13 protein-coding genes, 3 tRNA genes and 1 pseudogene are annotated in these 16,204 nt (G+C 71.6%); 8 read left to right on the top strand and 9 right to left on the bottom strand.

What is annotated here, in order from left to right:
- The first annotated feature begins 7 nt into the window (after positions 1–7).
- From HMPREF3159_RS03270 to HMPREF3159_RS03250, 5 genes are all read left to right on the top strand, one after another.
- Positions 8–322 (top strand): histone-like nucleoid-structuring protein Lsr2, encoded by a 315-nt coding sequence (locus tag HMPREF3159_RS03270; RefSeq protein ID WP_070499650.1) that lies wholly within the window; start codon positions 8–10, stop codon positions 320–322.
- Positions 323–672: 350 nt separating this feature from the next.
- Positions 673–746, top strand: a tRNA-Asp gene (locus HMPREF3159_RS03265).
- Positions 747–821: 75 nt separating this feature from the next.
- Positions 822–1,844, top strand: a complete 1,023-nt coding sequence (locus HMPREF3159_RS03260) for an NADP-dependent oxidoreductase (RefSeq protein WP_070499649.1) — start codon at positions 822–824, stop codon at positions 1,842–1,844.
- Between the two features lie 115 nt (positions 1,845–1,959).
- Positions 1,960–2,035 (top strand) — tRNA-Phe (locus HMPREF3159_RS03255).
- A 394-nt stretch (positions 2,036–2,429) separates the two neighbouring features.
- The gene (locus HMPREF3159_RS03250) at positions 2,430–4,103 is read left to right on the top strand and encodes a formate--tetrahydrofolate ligase (RefSeq protein WP_083305769.1); all 1,674 of its coding nucleotides are present in this window, start codon (positions 2,430–2,432) and stop codon (positions 4,101–4,103) included.
- Positions 4,104–4,210: 107 nt separating this feature from the next.
- Here the strand turns inward: HMPREF3159_RS03250 and HMPREF3159_RS03245 are convergent, their stop codons facing one another.
- The 6 genes from HMPREF3159_RS03245 to HMPREF3159_RS03220 are packed head-to-tail and all read right to left on the bottom strand — an operon-like array spanning position 4,211 to position 11,092.
- The gene (locus HMPREF3159_RS03245; RefSeq protein ID WP_070499647.1) at positions 4,211–4,801 is read right to left on the bottom strand and encodes a cation:proton antiporter; all 591 of its coding nucleotides are present in this window, start codon (positions 4,799–4,801) and stop codon (positions 4,211–4,213) included.
- Positions 4,798–5,418: an MrpF/PhaF family protein gene (locus tag HMPREF3159_RS17325; protein WP_070499646.1), complete on the bottom strand. Its 621-nt coding sequence runs from the start codon at positions 5,416–5,418 to the stop codon at positions 4,798–4,800. The genes HMPREF3159_RS03245 and HMPREF3159_RS17325 overlap by 4 nt, the downstream gene beginning before the upstream one ends.
- Positions 5,415–5,954 carry a Na+/H+ antiporter subunit E gene (locus HMPREF3159_RS03235; protein ID WP_070499645.1) on the bottom strand — a complete coding sequence of 180 codons (540 nt, stop codon included), beginning with the start codon at positions 5,952–5,954 and terminating at the stop codon, positions 5,415–5,417. The genes HMPREF3159_RS17325 and HMPREF3159_RS03235 overlap by 4 nt, the downstream gene beginning before the upstream one ends.
- Entirely contained in the window at positions 5,951–7,528 is a 1,578-nt protein-coding gene (locus HMPREF3159_RS03230; RefSeq protein WP_070499644.1) for a Na+/H+ antiporter subunit D, read from the bottom strand. The genes HMPREF3159_RS03235 and HMPREF3159_RS03230 overlap by 4 nt, the downstream gene beginning before the upstream one ends.
- Before the next feature lie 2 nt (positions 7,529–7,530).
- Positions 7,531–8,181 carry a Na(+)/H(+) antiporter subunit C gene (locus tag HMPREF3159_RS03225; RefSeq protein WP_070499643.1) on the bottom strand — a complete coding sequence of 217 codons (651 nt, stop codon included), beginning with the start codon at positions 8,179–8,181 and terminating at the stop codon, positions 7,531–7,533.
- Positions 8,165–11,092, bottom strand: coding sequence for a Na+/H+ antiporter subunit A (locus HMPREF3159_RS03220; protein WP_070499750.1), 2,928 nt, complete (start codon positions 11,090–11,092; stop codon positions 8,165–8,167). Before HMPREF3159_RS03220 ends, HMPREF3159_RS03225 begins: the two co-directional genes overlap by 17 nt.
- Before the next feature lie 143 nt (positions 11,093–11,235).
- On the opposite strand from HMPREF3159_RS03220, the gene HMPREF3159_RS03215 reads away from it, so the two are divergent.
- Positions 11,236–12,579 carry an MFS transporter gene (locus tag HMPREF3159_RS03215; protein WP_070499642.1) on the top strand — a complete coding sequence of 448 codons (1,344 nt, stop codon included), beginning with the start codon at positions 11,236–11,238 and terminating at the stop codon, positions 12,577–12,579.
- A gap of 41 nt (positions 12,580–12,620) precedes the next feature.
- On the opposite strand, the gene HMPREF3159_RS03210 is transcribed toward HMPREF3159_RS03215, so the two are convergent.
- Both HMPREF3159_RS03210 and dcd read right to left on the bottom strand, forming a co-directional pair.
- Entirely contained in the window at positions 12,621–13,427 is an 807-nt protein-coding gene (locus tag HMPREF3159_RS03210) for a hypothetical protein (protein ID WP_070499641.1), read from the bottom strand.
- Complete coding sequence (gene dcd / locus HMPREF3159_RS03205; protein ID WP_010550549.1) at positions 13,424–14,020, bottom strand: dCTP deaminase; 597 nt, start codon at positions 14,018–14,020, stop codon at positions 13,424–13,426. Before dcd ends, HMPREF3159_RS03210 begins: the two co-directional genes overlap by 4 nt.
- A 141-nt stretch (positions 14,021–14,161) precedes the next feature.
- Here dcd and HMPREF3159_RS03200 point away from each other — a divergent pair.
- Both HMPREF3159_RS03200 and HMPREF3159_RS03195 read left to right on the top strand, forming a co-directional pair.
- Positions 14,162–14,232: transfer RNA gene (locus HMPREF3159_RS03200), tRNA-Gly, on the top strand.
- Positions 14,233–14,434: 202 nt separating this feature from the next.
- A complete protein-coding gene (locus HMPREF3159_RS03195) occupies positions 14,435–15,010 on the top strand; it encodes a TetR/AcrR family transcriptional regulator (RefSeq protein ID WP_070499640.1) in 576 nt (191 codons plus the stop codon).
- A gap of 13 nt (positions 15,011–15,023) precedes the next feature.
- On the opposite strand, the pseudogene HMPREF3159_RS03190 reads toward HMPREF3159_RS03195, so the two are convergent.
- Positions 15,024–16,204: pseudogene (locus tag HMPREF3159_RS03190) on the bottom strand (pyrophosphatase); the annotation flags it as partial.

Raw genomic sequence — 16,204 nt, 5'->3', positions numbered from 1 at the left:
GCCACTAATGGCGCGTAGAACGTTTGTGGAACTGGTGGATGACATGGACGGCGGGACAGCGGACGAGACCGTGTCGTTTGCGCTGGACGGTGTCGCGTATGAGATTGACCTGACTGCTGAGAACGCGTCGGAGCTGCGTGAGGCTATCGGCGTGTGGGCGGGGAAGGCTCGACGTGTTGGTGGCCGTCGCAAGCCTGGCGCGACCGTGCCTGGCGAGGACACTGCCAAGATTCGTGCATGGGCGCAGGAGCACGGGTACAGCATCGGCGACCGTGGCCGCATCCCCGCCGAAGTACGGCAGGCATACAAGGACGCCCACTGACGGCACGACACAACGCCCCTCACGGTCCACGGGATCGTGAGGGGCGTTTCGTCGTCTCTGGGGTGGTGCGGAGTGTTGCCGGGACGTTCCATCTGTTGACCTGGCATCAACGTCAACTGTGTTCGTCCTGGTCAGAGCGTTCCAGACACACGTCCACTAGTTCGGTGTAAAATCGTGTAAACGTGCTGGTCGAAGCGCTTTCCTGACCTGTTTTTGTAACGTATTCGAATCCCGTTGGGGGTACTGCTCCGCCGAGGTGCGAGGCGGCTCACAGCGAAAGTGGTCGTGAGCCCCGGAAACCTCCGGTAGAGTTATCCGAGTCGGAAGGCGAGAAGCCGGAAGACACGAGAGGCCCTGTAGCTCAGTTGGTTAGAGTGCCGCCCTGTCACGGCGGAGGTCGCCGGTTCAAGCCCGGTCAGGGTCGCCCCTCGAGAAGGCCCCGGAGCATCGCTCCGGGGCCTTCTTCGTGCTCGCCGGCAGATCTGCGTACGCTCGAGGCATGAGCACCGACCTGCAGAACCGCCGGATCCGCCTCGCCTCCCGCCCGCACGGCGAGCCGGTCCCCTCCGACTTCCTCCACGACACCGCGCCCGTCCCCTCGCCCGGTCCGGGCGAGGCGCTGCTGCGCACGCTGCACATCTCCCTGGATCCGTACGTGCGTGGCCGGATGAGCGATGCGAAGTCCTACGCCGCCCCGATGGAGGTCGGCGACGTGATCGTCGGCGGCACCGTCTCGGAGGTCGTCGAGTCCGCCGACGACTCCCTCGCCCCGGGCGACGTGGTCCTCGGCTACGGCGGCTGGCAGGAGTACAGCGTCGAGGAGGTCGCGGGGCTGCGCCGCCTCGACCCCGCGGCCGCGCCGGTCACCACGGCCCTCGGCGTGCTCGGGATGCCCGGCTTCACCGCCTATGCGGGTCTCACCGCGATCGGGAAGGTGCAGCCCGGGGAGACCCTCGCCGTCGCCGCGGCGGCCGGTCCCGTCGGCTCCGCGGTCGCGCAGATCGCCCGCCTGCGCGGTGCCCGCACGATCGCGATCGCCGGCGGCGCGCGGAAGGTCGCGCTGCTCGAGGAGCTCGGCGTCGACGCGGCGATCGACCACCGCGCCCCGGATCTGCCCCGCCGGCTCGCCGCGGCGGCGCCGGACGGCATCGACGTGTACTTCGAGAACGTGGGCGGCGCGGTGTGGGACGCAGTGCTGCCGCTGCTGAACGAGTTCGCGCGCGTGCCCTTGTGCGGGCTCGCCGCGAACTACAACGCCACCTCCCTGCCCGAGGGGCCCGACCGCAGCGGCGCCCTGATGGGCCAGGTTCTCGCCAAGAGCCTCACCCTGCGCGGTTTCATCCAGCGCGAGTTCGCGCCGACGATGTTCGAGGACTTCCAGCGCGAGATTGGCGCCTGGGTCACGGCCGGCGAGGTGCGCTATCGCGAGGACGTCACCGTCGGGCTGGACAGGGCACCGGAGGCGTTCGTCGGGATGCTGCGCGGCGACAACCTCGGCAAGGCGCTGATCACGCTGTCCTGACTCGCGCGCAGAGGCTCAGGGCCGATCGCCGTGGTCTGCCTCTCACCGGGGCGGATCCGGTGCGCATCACCTCGCAGGGGCTGTTACGCTTGTCCTCGGTCGTCACGACGGCCACGGCTCTGTAGCTCAGTTGGTAGAGCGTTCGACTGAAAATCGAAAGGTCACCGGATCGACGCCGGTCGGAGCCACCACCACGAAGCCCCCTGGCCCGCCAGGGGGCTTCGTCGTTGCCGAGCACGGTGCGATTGGTCATGTGATGGCGTATGGCGTACCTCTATGCCTATATAGGCATAGAGGTCGCTGTGGCGCCGGTGACCGACCACGATGCTGTCGGCCTGCGCCGGGCCCGCGATCCATCGCGCAGCCGTTCCCGGCCGCCGGACGGCTGGTCGGTCCCACCGCTCGGGGACGACGCGCGGCGAACGCGCCGACAGGGCGGTCGGGACGCCGCGTCGCAGCCCGACGACCGGGCGCCGCCCCTCCGACGAGGGAACGGCATATGCCCAGGATCTGCCCCGTATGGTGGGCCACGACCCTGCCCGGACGCCGATGCCCGGGTGAGAGACCACGAAGTGGAGGACGATGATGTCAGCCGACAACCCTGATCTCGCCATCGCCCAGGCGGCGACCCTGGAGCCGATCACGGAGATCGCCGAGCGCGCGGGCGTGCCCACGGAGGCGCTCGTGCCCTACGGCTCCTACAAGGCCAAGGTGGATGTGCGCCAGATGACCCCGAGCGGGAAGCAGGGGCGCCTGGTGCTGGTCTCGGCGATGTCCCCGACCCCGGCCGGCGAGGGCAAGTCCACCACGACCGTGGGCCTGGCCGACGCGTTCTCTCTCATGGGCCACCGCACCATGGTCGCGCTGCGCGAGCCCGCGCTCGGCCCGATCATGGGCATCAAGGGCGGCGCGACCGGAGGCGGCCACGCGCAGGTGGTGCCCATGGAGGACATCAACCTCCACTTCACCGGCGACTTCCACGCGATACAGATCGCGAACAACACCCTCGCCGCCCTCGTGGACAACCACATCCACCAGGGCAATGCGCTGGGCATCGACCCGCGCCGCGTCCAGTGGAAGCGCGTGGTCGATGTCAACGACCGCGCCTTGCGCAGGACCGTGATCGGCCTGGGCGGCGCCACTCAGGGCGTCCCGCGCGAGGACGGCTTCGACATCGTCGTCGCCTCCGAGATCATGGCCGTGCTGTGCCTGGCCACGGACCTGAAGGACCTGCAGGAGCGGATCGACCGGATCGTCGTGGGCTTCACCTACGACCGCAGGCCCGTCACCGTCGAGGACCTCGAGGTGGGCGGCGCGATCACGATGCTGCTGAAGGACGCGCTGCTGCCGAACCTGGTCCAGACCCTCGGCGGCACCCCCGCGCTCGTGCACGGCGGCCCCTTCGCGAACATCGCCCACGGCTGCAACTCGCTGGCCGCTACCCGGCTCGCGCTCTCGCTCGCGGACATCACCGTCACCGAGGCGGGCTTCGGCTCCGACCTCGGGGCCGAGAAGTTCCTGGACATCAAGTCGCGGGTGGGCAGCCTCGCCCCCGACGCCGCGGTCGTGGTGGGCACGGTGCGCGCGCTGAAGATGCACGGCGGCCTCGCCAGGACCGATCTGGCGACAGAGGACATCGAGGCCGCGCTGCGCGGCACCGAGAACCTCGCCCGCCACGTCGAGAACCTGCGCAAGTTCGGCCTCGAGCCGGTGATCGCGCTGAACCGCTTCCCCACCGACACCGAGGCCGAGCTCGAGGCGGTGCTCGACTGGGCGAAGCAGCAGGGCTTCCGCGCCGCGCTGTCCGAGGTGTGGGCGAAGGGCGGCGAGGGCGGCCGCGCCGTCGCCGAGCAGGTCCTCGCCGCGATCGAGCAGGACGAGCCCGACTTCCACCACCTCTACGATCCCGCCGACGGGATCGAGGAGTCCCTGCGCACCCTCGCCCGCGAGATCTACGGCGCCGAGGACGTGGTCTTCGAGGACCGTGCGCCGGCGCAGCTGCGGATGCTGAGGCGCAACGGCTGGGACACCCTGCCGGTGTGCGTGGCGAAGACTCAGTACTCGTTCACCGACGATCCCTCCGCGCTCGGCGCCCCGACCGGGCACGTGCTGCACGTGCGCGATCTGGTACCGAAGATCGGGGCGGGCTTCGTCGTCGCGCTCACCGGCGCGATCATGACGATGCCCGGACTGCCCGAGGAGCCGGCCGCCCTGCGTATGGGCGTGACCGAGACCGGGGAGTCCATCGGCCTGTTCTGAGCCCGGCCGGTCCGGGACGCACCGAGCGTCCCGGGCCCCCGCTCCCCCGCACGACGGCGCCCGTGCCCGCTGATCGCGGGCAAGGGCGTCGTCGTCGGTGTCGCCGGTCAGCGCCGCTCGTCGCGCTCGGCGACCTCCCCGGCCTCGAGCTCGGTCTCGTCGTCGAGGTCGATGTCCAGCCCGTCCTCGTCCTCGACGTCCGCGGCGCCGCCCTCCGGCTCCTCCCAGTTCCGTCCGGTGAGGGGCTCGACGGTGTCCGTGACGACGTTCTCGGGGAACAGCTCATGGCCGCCACCGTGCAGGTCCTCGTGGTCGTCGTCCGGCTCGTCGACGAAGCCGTCCTCGTCGTCATCGTCGTCGGACGGGGTGGCGAGCCGCTCGCTGAGCTCGTCGATCGCGTAGTCGCCGCCGCGCACGAAGCCGCGGCGGAAGGCGGCGCGCCCCACCATCACGCTCGCGACGGGGACGGTGAGCATCTGCGCGAGCAGCACGACCAGCAGGAACGCCGCGATGCTCCACGACCGCGCGGCCAGCGACGCCCCGGCGAAGACCAGGATCAGGCCGAGCACCTGCGGCTTGGAGGCTGCGTGGATGCGCATCAGCACCCCGTCGAAGCGGTTCAGCCCGATCGCGGAGAGGACGCCCAGCAGGAGTCCGGCGCCGATCAGCACCGTTGCGATGATCTCGACCGCGCTCATCGTGCACCTCCCGTCGGACCGTCCGCGAGCCGGTCGTCGTCCTCGAAGCCCCGGTCGCCCGTGTCGGAGCCGTCCGTCGTGCCGTCGAGGCCGAAGCCCTCCTCGGAGGTGTCGTCGGCCTCCTCCGCCGGGTCCGCCGCCCCGAGCACGCGGGCGTGCTCGTCTTCGGGCACGAGGGCGCCGTCCTCGGAGGCGGTGCCGGCCTCTCGACCGAACCCGGCCCCGTCGCCGGCCCCGTCCTCGCCGCCGAAGCCGTCCTCGGAGGCGGAGTCGGTCTCGAGGTGGATCGCCTCGTGCGGGCCGGTGTCCGCGTCGGGCTCCTGGGGATGGGGGCGGCGCCGGCCCTGCATCGGGTCCTCCCGCGCGACGAAGCGCGCGAAGGTCACGGTGCCGATGAATGCGAGCCCGGTCAGGCTCAGCATCGCGGTCCCCGCCCAGGCCGCGCCGGAGTGCGCCACGTGCAGCGCCAGGCCCATCACCACGAGGGTGACCAGGGAGTCGCTCGAGAGCGCACGGTCCAGGATGGTGGGGCCTACGATCATGCGGTACACGATCGCGAGGCCGGCGAGGCCGAGGATCACGGCGTAGACCACCAGGGCGACGTCGATGGCGCTCATCGCAGTCCCGCCTCCTCGAGGATCTCGCGGCGGCCGACGGCCCACAGCAGGCGCTGCTCCTGCGCCCGCACGCTCGCGCGGGCCTTCTCCACGGCCTCCGGGGTGCCCGCATTGAAGGTGTGCAGGAACAGGGTGCCGGTGGCGCGCTGTGCCTCGACCACCACCGATCCCGGGATCAGGGTGCACAGCACGCCCGTGAAGGTCAGGAAGAAGTCCGAGCGGGAGGCCATCTGCACCGCGATGACGGAGCTCGGGGGCTGCGGGCCGGGACGCACCGCGAACCAGCCCACCTGCACCGCCGAGATCGCGCAGTCCGTCAGGAAGCGCAGCACGAAGAGGGTGAAGCGCACCGGGCGCAGGGTCAGCTCGTGGCCGGTGGGCGGCATCGGGAAGAGCACGAAGACGAGCACGGCCACCAGGGCGCCGCCGAGCACGTTCTTCAGGTCGATCCCGCCCCACAGCAGGCACCACAGGGCCACGGCCGTGAGGACCCACAGCCAGGAGTGGCGCAGGTCGCGGATCCGTCGCGAGATCATCCGTCCACCTCCGCGGTCACGCCGTCCTCGATCCGCTGGCCCTGGTCGTCGATCCGGTAGCGCAGGTCCCCGGCCGCCTCGTCACCGAGCACCGCACCCACGTAGGGGGTGCGCTGCAGGACCGAGTGCGCGGCCTCGTCGGCGTAGTTCATCAGCGGGCCCGCGAAGACGGTCAGCGCCAGGGAGAAGGCGATCATGGCGGTGGTCGCGCCGGTCATCACCTTCGGCATCGGCACGTCCCGGGCGATGATCTCCTCGCTCGGCTCCTGCCAGAAGGCGCGGTTCCAGATCTTCGCGATCGCGTAGAGGGTCAGCAGGCTGGTGATGACGCTGACGGTGATGAGGATCCACCCGGCGGTGTTGTCATAGGCGATGCCGGCCTCGATCAGGCCGACCTTGCCGATGAAGCCGGAGAACGGCGGGATGCCGGCGAGGTTCATGGCGGGGATGAAGAAGAGCACCGCGATGAGCGGGGCGAGCTTCTGGAGTCCGCCGAGCCGGATGAGGTTGGTGGTCCCTCCGCGGTGCTCGATCAGCCCGGCGGCGAGGAACAGCGTGGACTGCACGGTGATGTGGTGGGCGACGTAGTAGATCGTCGCCGCCATCCCGAGCTGGGTGACCATGCCGATGCCGAACAGCATGTAGCCCATGTGGGAGACCAGCGTGAAGGACAGCACGCGCTTGAGGTCCGTCTGCGCGACGGCGCCCAGGATCCCGATGAACAGGCTCAGCCCGGCCGCGGCCAGCAGCAGGTTGGAGATCTGCGAGAAGGGGAACAGCAACGTCTCCAGGCGCAGGATCGCGTAGATGCCGACCTTCGTGAGCAGTCCCGCGAAGACCGCGGTGACCGGTGCGGGCGCGGTCGGGTACGAGTCGGGCAGCCAGGCGCTCAGCGGGAAGATCGCGGCCTTGATCGCGAAGGCGACCAGCAGCATCAGCTCCAGGATCATGCGGGTGCCGGGCTCGAGCCCGTCCAGCCGCACCGCGAGCTCGGCCATGTTCACGGTGCCGGCGGCGGCGTAGATCGCCGCGATCGCGGACAGGAAGATCACCGAGCTGAGCACGGAGACGATCACGTAGGTGGTCGCGGCGCGGACGCGGCTCGCGGAGCCGCCGAGGGTGAGCAGCACGTAGCTCGAGGCCAGCAGCACCTCGAAGCCGACGTAGAGGTTGAACAGGTCCCCGGCGAGGAACGCCATGGACACGCCCGCGACGAGGGTGAGGTAGGTGGGGTGGTAGATCGCCACCGGCGTCCGCTCGACGTTCTCGCTCACGCTCTGCGCGCTCGAGTAGACGAGCACCGCTAGGGTCACGAAGCTCGAGACGGTCAGCATCAGCGCTGTCAGGCGGTCCGCGACCAGCACGATCCCCAGCTGCGGGGTCCAGTTGCCGATCTGCAGGACCAGCACGCCCTCCTGGGTGACGTGCCAGGCCAGCACCAGCGCGATCGCGAAGATCGCCAGCAGCGTGACCACCGCGAGGCCGAGCTGCAGCCGGGTGTGATGGCGCAGCAGCAGCGTGATCGCGGCGCCGACGAGCGGCAGCATCACGGGCAGGGCGAGGAGGAGCTCCATGCTCAGATGTCCTCCTCGTCGCTCGTGCGGTCGCGGATCTCGTGGCGCAGCGCCACGGCCTCCCCGCGGCGGTGCTCGCGGCGGCGGCGCGCGCTCTCGCGCAGCGAGTCGGCGTCGCCCTCGTCGGCTTCCGTCGCGTCCTGGGGGACGTCCTCGGCGCTGGTGAGGTCCGAGCCCAGCGGGTCGTCGTCCTCGTCGTCGAGCCCCTGGGACTGGGCGAGCGCGCCGCGCCGCGCCTCCTCGCTGAGCGCCTGCGACCAGGGCAGCCGCTCCGCGTCCTCGCTGCGGCGCCGGCGACGGCGCAGCACGCGCCGGTCCTCGACGTCGTCGGGGACCTCGTCGTGGCCGAACAGCTGCCAGGCCCGGTACGCGAGCGCCATGCCGAAGGCGGTGATGCCCAGCGAGATCACGATCGCGGTGAGCACCATCGCGAAGGGCAGCGGGTCGGTCATCTGCTCGGGGTCGCCGCTGCCCTCGAAGGGCGGGGTCCCGATCGGTCCGGCGGCGACGATGAACAGCAGGTTCACGCCGTTCCCGGCGAGCACGAAGCCGAGCATGATGCGGGTCAGGGTGCGCTCGAGCACGAGATAGACGCCGCAGGCGATCAGCACCCCGGCGGTCAGGAGGAGGGCGAGGCTAACGGGCATCGGCATCGGCCTCCTGCTGCTGGTCGATCTGGGCGCCGAGGGAGCGCAGGAAGTCGAGCATCACGCCGACCACCACGAGGTACACCCCGAGGTCGAACAGCAGCGCCGTCGGGAAGTGCAGCTCGCCCAGAAGCGGCACGTGCACCACGGGCGTCGCCTGGGAGAAGACGTTGGCGCCGAAGAGGACGGGCAGCACGCCGGAGATGACCGCGAGCGCCATGCCGGCGCCGAGGACGAAGCCGGCCTGGACCGGGGCGGCCTCGGTGAGCTCGTAGCGGCCCCCGGCGAGGTAGCGCACCGCGAGGGCCAGGCCCGCGACGAGGCCGCCGGCGAAGCCGCCGCCGGGCAGGTTGTGCCCGGCCATCAGCAGGTATGCGGAGAACATCATCATCATCGGGAAGGCGATGCGGGTGATGACCTCCAGGATCACCATCCGCCGCTCGGGCGCGAGGGTCAGCCCGGCCGAGAGCCAGGTGCGCCAGCGGTTGCCGCCCGCGACGTCATCGGGGCGCGCATCGAAGTCGAGCGCGTTCTGCGGCAGGGCCGGGTCCGCGCGACGGCGCCAGATCGAGGTGCGCGAGGCGTCGAGGTCGCGCACGCGGGCGATGGGCCGCTCGCGCCGGGTCACGAAGATCAGCGAGGCGACGCCGGTGGCGACCACGAGCAGCACGGAGATCTCGCCCATCGTGTCCCACACGCGGGCGTCGACCAGGGTCACGTTGACGACGTTGTGGCCGCCGCCGATCTCGTAGGCCGGCTCGATCAGGCCCGGGCCGAGGGCCTCCCGGTAGCGGGCGTCGGCGGCGTACAGGGCGCCGCCGCACAGCACGAGCGCGGTCGAGATCGCGATCGCCCACCGGCCCCAGGCGCCGATGCGCAGCGGCCGGCGTGAGAAGTGCAGCGGCAGGCGGCGCAGCACGAGCACGAGGACGACGGTCATCGCGGTCTCGACCAGCACCTGCGTGGTGGCGACGTCGGGCGCGCCCGCGATCAGGAAGAGCACGGCCACGCTGTAGCCGGTGACGGTGATCAGGAAGACCGCCCGCAGACGGCGCCGGGAGCGCGCGGCGCCGATCGCGGCGAGCGCCGCGACGGGCAGGACGATCAGCTCGACCGGGTGCTGGAACAGCACCAGGTTGTCCGGCAGCGGCGACTGGGTCAGCGCGACCGGGGCGACCAGCGCCAGCAGCACCACGAGCATCGTGCCCAGGGTGTAGGGCAGCGAGCCCCGCTGGAACAGGGGCGTGATGATGATCGAGAGCTTGTCGACCGTGCGCAGGATGCGACGGAAGCCGCGCTCGGCGTCGAACACGTCGAGCGCCCGCTCGGGTGCCCAGGTCAGCGGGGAGACCGCCTTCTGGAGCAGCGCCACGGGCCGCGGGATCAGGCACAGGGCGAGGCCGAGGCCGAGGGTGATCCCCGAGGCGAGCAGCGGTACGCCGAGGTGCGGGACGACCACGAGGTGGATCCCCTCCCCCGTCTCCGGGAGCACCGAGGCGTAGGTGCGCAGCACTTCCTCCAGCGGCGAGGTCAGCACCATCAGGGCGAGGGACGCCGCGGTGATCAGCGCGGGCGCGAGCAAATACAGCGGGGTGATGCGCACGGCGGCGACGCGGGGGGCGCCGGGTGCCGGGCCGAAGGCACCGCGCACGAAGCGCCAGGAATAGGCGACGGTGAGGACGGATCCGGCGACCAGCGCGATCAGGAGCAGGCGCTGCCAGCCGCCCGCGTACCAGAGCGCTGAATAGATCGACTCCTTCGCGACGAAGCCGTACAGCGGCGGGACTGCGGCCATCGAGGCCGCCGAGAGCGTGCCGATCACCGCGAGGACGGGCGCGACCCGGCCCACGCCGGAGAGGATGCGAAGGTCGCGGGTGCCGAACCGCTTGTCGATGATGCCCACGACCATGAACAGCGGCGCCTTGAACAGCGCATGGGCGATCAGCATCGCGAGCCCCGCGAGCACCGCGTCGTGCGTGGCCAGGCCCGTGACCGCGGCGAGGAAGCCGAGCTGGGAGACGGTGCCGTAGGCGAGCAGCAGCTTGATGTCCGTCTGCCGCAGCGCGCGCCAGCCGCCCAGCAGCATCGTCGCCGCGCCGAGCAACGACAGGACGACCGTGATCACCTCGAGGTGGGTCAGCGCCGGCGCCATGCGGAGGATCAGGTAGATACCCGCCTTTACCATCGCCGCGGCGTGCAGGTAGGCGGAGACCGGGGTCGGGGCGGCCATCGCGCCGGGGAGCCAGAAGTGGGTCGGCACGAGCGCGGACTTGCTGGTCGCGCCCGCGAGCATGAGCACCATGGCGGTGATCAGGAAGGGGCCGGCATCGGCCCACATCGGGTCCGCGACGATCTCGGACAGGCGCAGGGTCCCCGCCTCGGCGGCGACCATCAGCATGCCCACCAGCATCGCGAGGCCGCCGGCGGTGGTGGAGATCAGGGCGTTCAGCGCCGCACGGCGAGAGGCCTGCTTGTCCTGGTAGTGACCCACCAGCAGATAGGAGAAGACGGTGGTGAGCTCCCAGAAGGTGTAGATCACCATGACGTCGTCGGCCAGGACCAGACCCACCATCGCGCCGGCGAAGGCGGTGAGCACGCCGGCGAAGCGGCCCAGCCCCGGCTCGGAGTCCTTGAAGTAGCGCGCGCAGTACAGCAGCACCATCGCCCCGATGCCGGTGGCGATCAGGCCGAGCACCCAGCTGAGGGTGTCCAGGCGGAAGGCGAGGTCGATCCCGAAGGCGGGGATCCAGGGGACGGACACCTCGACCGGCGCGTCCCCGAGGGTGCGCGGATCGAAGGTCGCCAGCCACACGGCGGAGGCGGCGGGCACCACGGCCAGGGGGTAGAACGCGCTGCGCCCGATCCAGCGGACGAGGAGAGGGGCCACGAGCGCCGCCACCATGTGGGCGAGCAACATCGTGAACACGGAATCTCCGTCCGGCGCGGGGAAAGGGCCAGGTGCCATCCTACGCGAAGGGGCCGCCTCGTTCCTGGGCCTCCGCTGATCTCACAGCAGGCGGGGCCCGCAGCACGGGGCTCGGCGCTCCGTAGAGTGAAGCCATGATCTCGCCCCGACGGCTCCGTCCCCCGGTCGTCCCCTTCGCGCTGTGGGACGGCGGCATGTCCGCCTTCAGCTCCGTCATCCTCACCTTCGTCTTCGCCACCTACGTGGCCAGCGGCGTCGCCTCCGAGGGCGCGGTCGGCGAGGAGGCGATCACCACCGCGCAGGCCCATGGCTCCCAGGTGCTGACCACCTGGCAGTCGATCGGCGCGGTCGCCGTCGCGCTGCTCGCCCCGCTGCTGGGCAACCTCGCCGACTCCGGCGGCGCCCGCAACGCCCTGCTGCGGATCACGACGCTCGCCACCGTGGCGACCGTCGCGCTGATGCCGCTGGTGAAGCTCGACTCCGACTACCTCACCCTCGGGGCGGTGCTGATCGCGCTCGCGGTCGTGTTCAGCGAGCTCGCGGGCGTGTTCGTGAACTCGGTGCTGCCGGAGATCTCCACCCCCGCGAACCGGGGACGGGTCTCGGGGACCGCCTGGGCAGTCGGCTACTGGGGCTCGATCGTGTGTCTCGGCCTGGTGCTGGTGCTCTTCGTGATGCCCGGGACGGGGATGCTCGGCATCACCGGCGAGGACGGCTGGAACTACCGGGCGATCCCCCTGTTCGTGGCGCTGTGGATCCTGGTCGGGACGCTCCCGCTGATGCTGCGCGCCCCGCGCCACCCGGCCACCGTGCCCGGCGAGCGCTGGAACCCCTGGCAGGGCTACGCCTCGATCATCCGCCGCGTGCTCCGGGCGGTGAAGGAGGAGCCGGTGATGCTCCAGTACCTGGTCGCCTCCGCGATCTACCGCGACGGGCTCGGCGCCGTGTTCTCGATCGCGGGCGTCCTCGCCGCGAACGCCTACGGCTTCGGGGCGGTGGAGATCATCGTCTTCGGCATCGCCGCGAACCTCGTCGCCGGCGTCGGGGTGTTCCTCGGCGGGAGGGTCGACGACCGCGTCGGCCCCCGCCCCGTGATCATCGCCGGCTGCACCGGCATCATCGTGCTGGGCCTGGTGGTGCTCGCCTTCGAGCCGACGATCGTGTTCTGGGTCGCGGGCCTGGCGATCTGCCTGTTCGTCGGACCCGTGCAGTCCGCCTCGCGGAACCTGCTCACCCGGCTGTCGCTCCCGGGCCGGGAGACGGAGAACTTCGGCCTCTACGCGACGACGGGCCGGGCGCTCGGGTTCCTCGGCACCGCGGCCTTCGCCGCGACCGTCGCGCTCTCCGGCGAGACCCGCACCGGGATCCTCGGGATCGTGATCGTGATGGCGCTGGGCCTGGTGGCGTTCCTGCCCATCCGGCTGGGGGCGGCGGGCCGCGCCGCCTCGGCCGCGCGCTCGGGAGCCTCGACAGCCTGACCGGGATCACACCCCGATCGGGTTCAGCCGCCGGAGCGGGATCAGGCGAGGTCGGCGGGGTCCACCAGGAGGCCGTCGAGGTCCAGGACGTAGCCGCCGACGCTCTCGGCGATCAGCCCGGCGATCACCCCGATGCGCCGGTACGCCTCCTGCCAGCGCTCCGCGGTCGGGGCGTCCGGCGTCTCGATCGCGTCCTCCTCCGGGTTCGCGGTGACGTGGACCAGCTGGTAGTCCACGGCATCGCCCAGCCATTCGAGGGCGCTGAGGGCGACGGGGCGGGCGCTGCGTCCCACCCGCACCTCGATCACGTCGCCGCCGGGCAGCGGCGCGGTGAGCCCGTAGCCGGTGCGGGAGGTCTCCTCGGGGGCGCGGTCCAGCTCCGCCTCCGGCTCGAGCGGCGCGAGGAGCTGGGCGAGGGACTCCGGCGCCAGGGCGTAAGGGCTCGTGACCGTCAGGTCCCGCACGTGGTACGGATGCGGCTCGAGGCGCACGTGGTCGTCGGTGACGACGGCGCCGTACAGACGCCGTGCGAGCGCCCAGGCCAGGTCAAGGCTCTCCCGCTCCACGCCGAAGGGCAGCCCCTCGGGGAAGGCGCGGCCGTAGCCGTGGGAGTCGACCATGCCCTCGGGCACGGGGTCCTCGCGCACCCGCGGGGTCTCCAGGGTCCAGCGGCCCGCGCCGCGCGGCGTCCGGTCGGGGACCAGACGGACGTCGTCCCCGATCTCGATCACCCCGTCCTTGGCCTCCCGGGCGGTGGGGCGGACGTTGAGGATCATCGTGAGCACCTCGGCGGGGTCGGTGTCCCGCGGCAGCTGCAGACGATGGCTGGTGCGGACCGACTCGGTCACTGCTGCTCCTCCTGGAGGGGGATCCGGGTGCGATGGAAGTTCTGCGCCGAGCGGGAGGGCGTGGGCCCGCGCTGGCCGAGATAGCGGTTGAGGTTGCCGGCGCTGCCGTAGGGGTTCTGCGACGGGCTGGAGAGGCGGAAGAAGCACAGCTGGCCGATCTTCATGCCGGGCCACAGCGCCACCGGGAGGGTCGCCATGTTCGACAGCTCCAGGGTGATGTGCCCGTCGAAGCCGGGGTCGATGAACCCGGCGGTCGAATGGGTCAGCAGCCCCAGCCGGCCCAGCGAGCTCTTGCCCTCCAGCCGGGCGGCGACGTCGCCCGGCAGGGTGATCTGCTCGTAGGTCGAGGCGAGCACGAACTCCCCCGGGTGCAGCATGTACGCCTCGTCGGGATCGACGGCGACCTCGCGCGTGAGGTCCGCCTGCTCGATCGAGGGATCGATCAGGGCATGCTTGTGGTTGTCGAAGAGGCGGAAGAAGCGGTCGATCCGCACGTCCACGGAGGCGGGCTGGATCATCGCCTCGTCGAAGGGGGACAGCCGCACCCGTCCGGCCTCGATCTCGGCCCGGATGTCTCGATCGCTCAGCAGCACGGCGACCAGACTAGTCCCCCGCCGGCGCTGTGCGTGAGCTCGTCCCGAATCGTCCCGGTTCGCGGACCACTCCGGAGAGGGGGTATGCTGTCTCCCGTTCGCTCGGACGGCAGGCCTCCTGCACCGGCCGGGCACCGTTTCGCGGGTGTAGTTCAATGGTAGAACTTCAGCTTCCCAAGCTGACAGCGCGGGTTCGATTCCCGTCACCCGCTCTCGCGACCAGAGCCGCGATCTCCGTCCCCGGAGGTCGCGGCTCCGTCATGTCCGGGGTCAGGCCCAGGATCACATCCGAGTATGCCCGCGCCCCTCACCCGCCTCGCACCCCGCCGCGGCGTGACGCGTTCCGATCCTGGCCGCGAAGGGGCTGCGGCACACGGGTTCTGTCGAACGTCCCGGTGAGTGTAAGAATGCGGCATGCCCAAGATCATCGGAGGGTCGCTCGAGGAGCACCGCGAACGCACGCGGGAGAAGATCTTCGCCGCCCTGGCCGAGCTGCTGGAGACGCAGGAGTTCGAGACCATCACCTTCTCCCGCATCGCGGCCGCGGCCGGCGTGGGCCGCACCGCGATGTACAACCACTTCCCCGACCGCGAGACCCTCCTGATCGAGTACGCGATCCACGAGACGACGGACTACATCACCCAGTTGCGGGCCGGGGTCAGCGACTCGGCGACCCCGCGCGAGGCGGTCATCGCCTACGTGCGCACCCAGCTGGAGCTCACCGTCTCCTTCCACGTCCCGCAGGCCGCGGGCCGGGCCGCCCTCACCCCCGACGCGGCCGCGCGGATGCGCGAGCACGTGGTGCTGATCGAGGAGGTGCTCAGCACGATCGTGAAGGCCGGGATCGCGGAGGGCGACTTCTCCGCCGACCTCGACGTGACCGGCACCGTCCGGATCATCAACGGCCTGCTCGTCGGCTCCTCCGCGAAGCGCTACCCGCGCGAGGCGCTCGAGCGCTTCGTGCTGCAGGGGCTCGGCGCGACCGTCTGAGCGCGCCGACGCCTCAGCCCCTGCCCTTGCGCTTCCTGCGGGTGGGCCGGGCGGTGACGGTGACCTCGTGGCGGTCCTCCTCGTCGACCTCCCAGTCCATCGCGTCCAGGGAGTCCTCCGGGGTCTCCTCCGCGGTACGGGAGAAGAGCGGGCGGGACAGCTCCTCGTGCTCGTCCTCGAGATCCACCTCGGGCGCGGTGGCGGTGATGACCCAGCAGGTCAGCGCGATGATGATCGCGACGACGGCGATGCCCCAGCGGAGATAGGCGCTGGTGCCGTCGGTGCTCATCCCCACCACGGCGCTCACCGCGAGCGCGGAGAGCAGCGAGGCGGTCAGCGCCAGCGGCAGCGCCACCGAGCCGATCACGGAGCGCAGGATGCCGGTGAGCACCGCCCCGCCGAGCGCGCCGGAGTGCCCCCAGGAGCCGGGGCCGCCGTAGCGGCCGGAGCCGATCACGGCGGAGGCGCCGGCAAGGGTCGAGGCGGAGCCGAGGGTCCACAGCCCCAGGCCCGCCGCGGTCAGCACCACGCCGACGACGAGGCCCGGCAGCGCGGCCGGGCCGAGCCCGAAGCCGGCCACCACAGGGGCGAGCACCGCGAGAACCACGGGGGTCAGCGCGGCCCGGCGCACCATCTCGGGCAGCTCGGGCAGTTCCGCGCCGTCACGGCCCTCGAGCATCGCCGCGCGGGTCTCCACGACCGCGTTCGCGCCGAGCCGGCGGGCGCCGTCCAGGAGCGAGGAGGTCATCAGCAGGACGGTCACCACGCCGAGGGCGACGCCGCCGAGCAGGGTGAGCGAGGAGGGGGTCGCCAGGTGCAGGGCCCGGTCCTCCCACACGGTCGCGGCGCGCGGGGCGAGCTGCAGTGCGGAGACGACGGGGCCGAGTGCGCCGAGGCCGATCAGCACCGAGGCGAGCAGCAGCGCGCCGAGCGGACCGGTCGCGATGCCGCCCGCGGCGCGGCGCGAGCCGCTCTCCGCCCCGGCGCGGTCCAGCAGCGTGGAGGCCAGCAGCGGCCCCGCGTGGCCGGCGACCACGATCAGCGCGCCGAGGCCGGCGTGGACCGCGAGGGCCAGGGCGAGGGAGGGCACGCCGGCGGCGAGCACGGAGAGCACGGCGGCGATGAGGACCACGAGGGCGAGCGCCCCGGCGGCGGTCAGCGCCGAGGACCCCAGGCCCGCGGTGAGGCCGAGCG

Origin of the sequence: Brachybacterium sp. HMSC06H03 (assembly GCF_001807385.1) — a bacterium.
GTDB lineage: Bacteria > Actinomycetota > Actinomycetes > Actinomycetales > Dermabacteraceae > Brachybacterium > Brachybacterium conglomeratum.
The sequence above is the reverse complement of the archived record's forward strand: the minus strand, read 5'-3'. Positions and strand labels throughout refer to the sequence as shown.

Bases quoted from the DNA above. Each gene is read 5' to 3' on its own strand.
- HMPREF3159_RS03230 (WP_070499644.1), bottom strand. From the start codon at position 7,528: ATGGAGCTCCTCCTCGCCCTGCCCGTGATGCTGCCGCTCGTCGGCGCC.
- HMPREF3159_RS03250 (WP_083305769.1), top strand. From the start codon at position 2,430: ATGTCAGCCGACAACCCTGATCTCGCCATCGCCCAGGCGGCGACCCTG.
- HMPREF3159_RS03215 (WP_070499642.1), top strand. From the start codon at position 11,236: ATGATCTCGCCCCGACGGCTCCGTCCCCCGGTCGTCCCCTTCGCGCTG.
- HMPREF3159_RS17325 (WP_070499646.1), bottom strand. From the start codon at position 5,418: ATGAGCGCCATCGACGTCGCCCTGGTGGTCTACGCCGTGATCCTCGGC.
- HMPREF3159_RS03225 (WP_070499643.1), bottom strand. From the start codon at position 8,181: ATGCCGATGCCCGTTAGCCTCGCCCTCCTCCTGACCGCCGGGGTGCTG.
- HMPREF3159_RS03195 (WP_070499640.1), top strand. From the start codon at position 14,435: ATGCCCAAGATCATCGGAGGGTCGCTCGAGGAGCACCGCGAACGCACG.
- HMPREF3159_RS03220 (WP_070499750.1), bottom strand. From the start codon at position 11,092: ATGTTGCTCGCCCACATGGTGGCGGCGCTCGTGGCCCCTCTCCTCGTC.
- HMPREF3159_RS03270 (WP_070499650.1), top strand. From the start codon at position 8: ATGGCGCGTAGAACGTTTGTGGAACTGGTGGATGACATGGACGGCGGG.
- HMPREF3159_RS03245 (WP_070499647.1), bottom strand. From the start codon at position 4,801: ATGAGCGCGGTCGAGATCATCGCAACGGTGCTGATCGGCGCCGGACTC.
- HMPREF3159_RS03260 (WP_070499649.1), top strand. From the start codon at position 822: ATGAGCACCGACCTGCAGAACCGCCGGATCCGCCTCGCCTCCCGCCCG.
- HMPREF3159_RS03235 (WP_070499645.1), bottom strand. From the start codon at position 5,954: ATGATCTCGCGACGGATCCGCGACCTGCGCCACTCCTGGCTGTGGGTC.